This is a genomic window from Pseudorhizobium flavum (genome assembly GCF_044142885.1).
In the GTDB taxonomy this organism is placed as follows: Bacteria; Pseudomonadota; Alphaproteobacteria; order Rhizobiales; family Rhizobiaceae; genus Neorhizobium; species Neorhizobium flavum.
Genome location: NZ_JBIOKZ010000010.1, coordinates 170,001 through 173,204, shown reverse-complemented (window position 1 = coordinate 173,204; position 3,204 = coordinate 170,001). Strand labels below are relative to the sequence as shown.

Genomic DNA, 3,204 nt, shown 5'->3' with positions numbered 1-3,204 from the left:
TGGTTGCGGGGGCAGGATTTGAACCTGCGGCCTTCAGGTTATGAGCCTGACGAGCTACCGGGCTGCTCCACCCCGCGTCACCAAGAATACGGACTTTCCTGCCCGGGAGCGATGTCAGGCGTAGCCTGATGAGGTGAGGCCGTAAAGAGATCGATCCGGTGGATCGATCTTAGGCCGAACGGGCTGCTCCACCCCGCGTCACCTGTTTCGGGCGTTTGCCCGGAAGGGAGTTTTTCGTTTTTGAGAAGATTGTTTTGTCCGCTTATGTTTTGCGGCATTGCCTTTAATAGACCTGGCAGCGACCTACTCTCCCGCGTCTTGAGACGAAGTACCATTGGCGCTGGGGCGTTTCACGGCCGTGTTCGGAATGGGAACGGGTGCGGCCGCCCCGCCATGACCACCAGGTCGATTAAGGGCAATGAACCAACATTTCTGTTGGCATGTGTTGAGAAGCTGGATTTTGGTTCATCGCCTGATCTTGTCCTGGCGGGCTGATCGCAGCCTGCCGGCTGCTGCCCTGCGGACGGCCCGCCAAATGCTTGGCGACGGCCTTTGGCCTGTATGGCTGCCCGGCGCTCTGTCGAGCAAGGGAGCCAGACAAGCTGGCGATGGTCTTATGTGAACACGTCTGGCTGCATCTTAGCGTCTTGCGACGCGTGATGAGCATTATCAATGAGAACGATCAAGTCGATCGGGCTATTAGTAAGGCTAAGCTTCATGCATTGCTGCACGTCCACACGCCTCCTATCAACGTGGTCGTCTTCCACGGCCCTGATAGGGAATACTCGTTTTCAGGTGGGTTTCCCGCTTAGATGCCTTCAGCGGTTATCCCTTCCATATATAGCTACCCTGCTATGCCCTTGGCAGGACAACAGGTCCACCAGAGATATGTCCATCCCGGTCCTCTCGTACTAGGGACAGATCCTGTCAATATTCCTACACCCACGGCAGATAGGGACCGAACTGTCTCACGACGTTCTGAACCCAGCTCACGTACCGCTTTAATTGGCGAACAGCCAAACCCTTGGGACCTGCTCCAGCCCCAGGATGCGATGAGCCGACATCGAGGTGCCAAACAACCCCGTCGATATGGACTCTTGGGGGTCATCAGCCTGTTATCCCCGGCGTACCTTTTATCCGTTGAGCGATGGCCCTTCCACGCGGGACCACCGGATCACTATGACCGACTTTCGTCTCTGCTCGACTTGTCAGTCTCGCAGTCAGGCGGGCTTATGCCATTGCACTCGACGACCGATTTCCGACCGGTCTGAGCCCACCATCGCGCGCCTCCGTTACTCTTTCGGAGGCGACCGCCCCAGTCAAACTACCCACCATACACTGTCCCGGATCCGGATGACGGACCGCGGTTAGACATCCATGACGATAAGGGTGGTATTTCAAGGATGGCTCCACGAAGACTGGCGTCCCCGCTTCAAAGCCTACCACCTATCCTACACATGCCGACACGAATGCCAGTGTAAAGCTATAGTAAAGGTGCACGGGGTCTTTCCGTCTGACCGCAGGAACCCCGCATCTTCACGGGGAATTCAATTTCACTGAGTCTATGTTGGAGACAGCGGGGAAGTCGTTACGCCATTCGTGCAGGTCGGAACTTACCCGACAAGGAATTTCGCTACCTTAGGACCGTTATAGTTACGGCCGCCGTTTACTGGGGCTTCGATTCAAAGCTTGCACCTCTCCTCTTAACCTTCCAGCACCGGGCAGGCGTCAGACCCTATACGTCGTCTTTCGACTTCGCAGAGCCCTGTGTTTTTGATAAACAGTCGCTACCCCCTGGTCTGTGCCACCCCTTCCTGGTTGCCCAAAAAGGGGTCACGCTTCTTCCGAAGTTACGCGTGCAATTTGCCGAGTTCCTTCAACATAGTTCTCTCAAGCGCCTTGGTATACTCTACCTGACCACCTGTGTCGGTTTCGGGTACGGTCTATAATGATGGAGCTATTTCCTGGAACCTCTTCGCTGCACAACCAATCCAGTAAGGTTGAACAACACACGAGATCCGTCACTACCACCAGGCCCACGAATATTAACGTGGTTCCCATCGACTACGCATGTCTGCCTCGTCTTAGGGGCCGGCTAACCCTGCTCAGATTAACTTTAAGCAGGAACCCTTGGTCTTTCGGCGAGAGGGTCTCTCACCCTCTTTGTCGTTACTCATGTCAACATTCGCACTTCCGATACCTCCAGAGGCCCTCACGGGTCCTCCTTCACAGGCTTACGGAACGCTCCGCTACCACTTGCAGTAAACTGCAAATCCTCAGCTTCGGTGCATGGCTTTAGCCCCGTTACATTTTCGGCGCAAAGACCCTTATTTAGACCAGTGAGCTGTTACGCTTTCTTTAAATGATGGCTGCTTCTAAGCCAACATCCTGGTTGTTTTGGGATCCTCACATCCTTTCCCACTTAGCCATGACTTGGGGACCTTAGCTGGAGGTCAGGGTTGTTGCCCTCTTCACGACGGACGTTAGCACCCGCCGTGTGTCTGCCGACTAGTACTCCCCGGTATTCGGAGTTTGGTTAGGATCAGTAAGACGGTGAGTCCCCATAGCCCATCCAGTGCTCTACCCCCGGGGGTATTCGGTCGACGCTCTACCTAAATAGATTTCGCGGAGAACCAGCTATTTCCGAGTTTGATTGGCCTTTCACCCCTAGCCACAAGTCATCCCGATCTATTGCAACAGATATGGGTTCGGTCCTCCAGTTGGTGTTACCCAACCTTCAACCTGCTCATGGCTAGATCACTCGGTTTCGGGTCTAATGCAACATACTCAATCGCCCTGTTCAGACTCGCTTTCGCTGCGCCTACACCTACCGGCTTAAGCTTGCATGTTACACTAAGTCGTTGACCCATTATACAAAAGGTACGCCGTCACCCTTGCGGGCTCCGACTGTTTGTAGGCATCCGGTTTCAGGTTCTATTTCACTCCCCTCGTCGGGGTGCTTTTCACCTTTCCCTCACGGTACTTGTTCGCTATCGGTCATGCACGAGTACTTAGGCTTGGAGAGTGGTCTCCCCATGTTCAGACAGGATTTCACGTGTCCCGCCCTACTCAAGGACAATCAGTGTTCTACGCCTACGGGGCTGTCACCCACTATAGCCAAGCTTTCCAACTTGTTCGGCTTTATTCCTGATTGCCACTGGCCTGGTCCGCGTTCGCTCGCCACTACTTGCGGAGTCTCGGTTG

1 tRNA gene and 2 rRNA genes (1 of these 3 cut by a window edge) are annotated in these 3,204 nt (G+C 54.6%); all 3 read right to left on the bottom strand.

The window, feature by feature from the left end:
- A tRNA-Met gene (locus ACEPP2_RS18165) sits at window positions 1–77 on the bottom strand.
- Window positions 78–290: 213 nt separating this feature from the next.
- Window positions 291–405, bottom strand: a 5S ribosomal RNA gene (gene rrf / locus ACEPP2_RS18160).
- A 273-nt stretch (window positions 406–678) separates the two neighbouring features.
- Window positions 679–3,204, bottom strand: a 23S ribosomal RNA gene (locus ACEPP2_RS18155) (it continues 356 nt past the right edge of the window).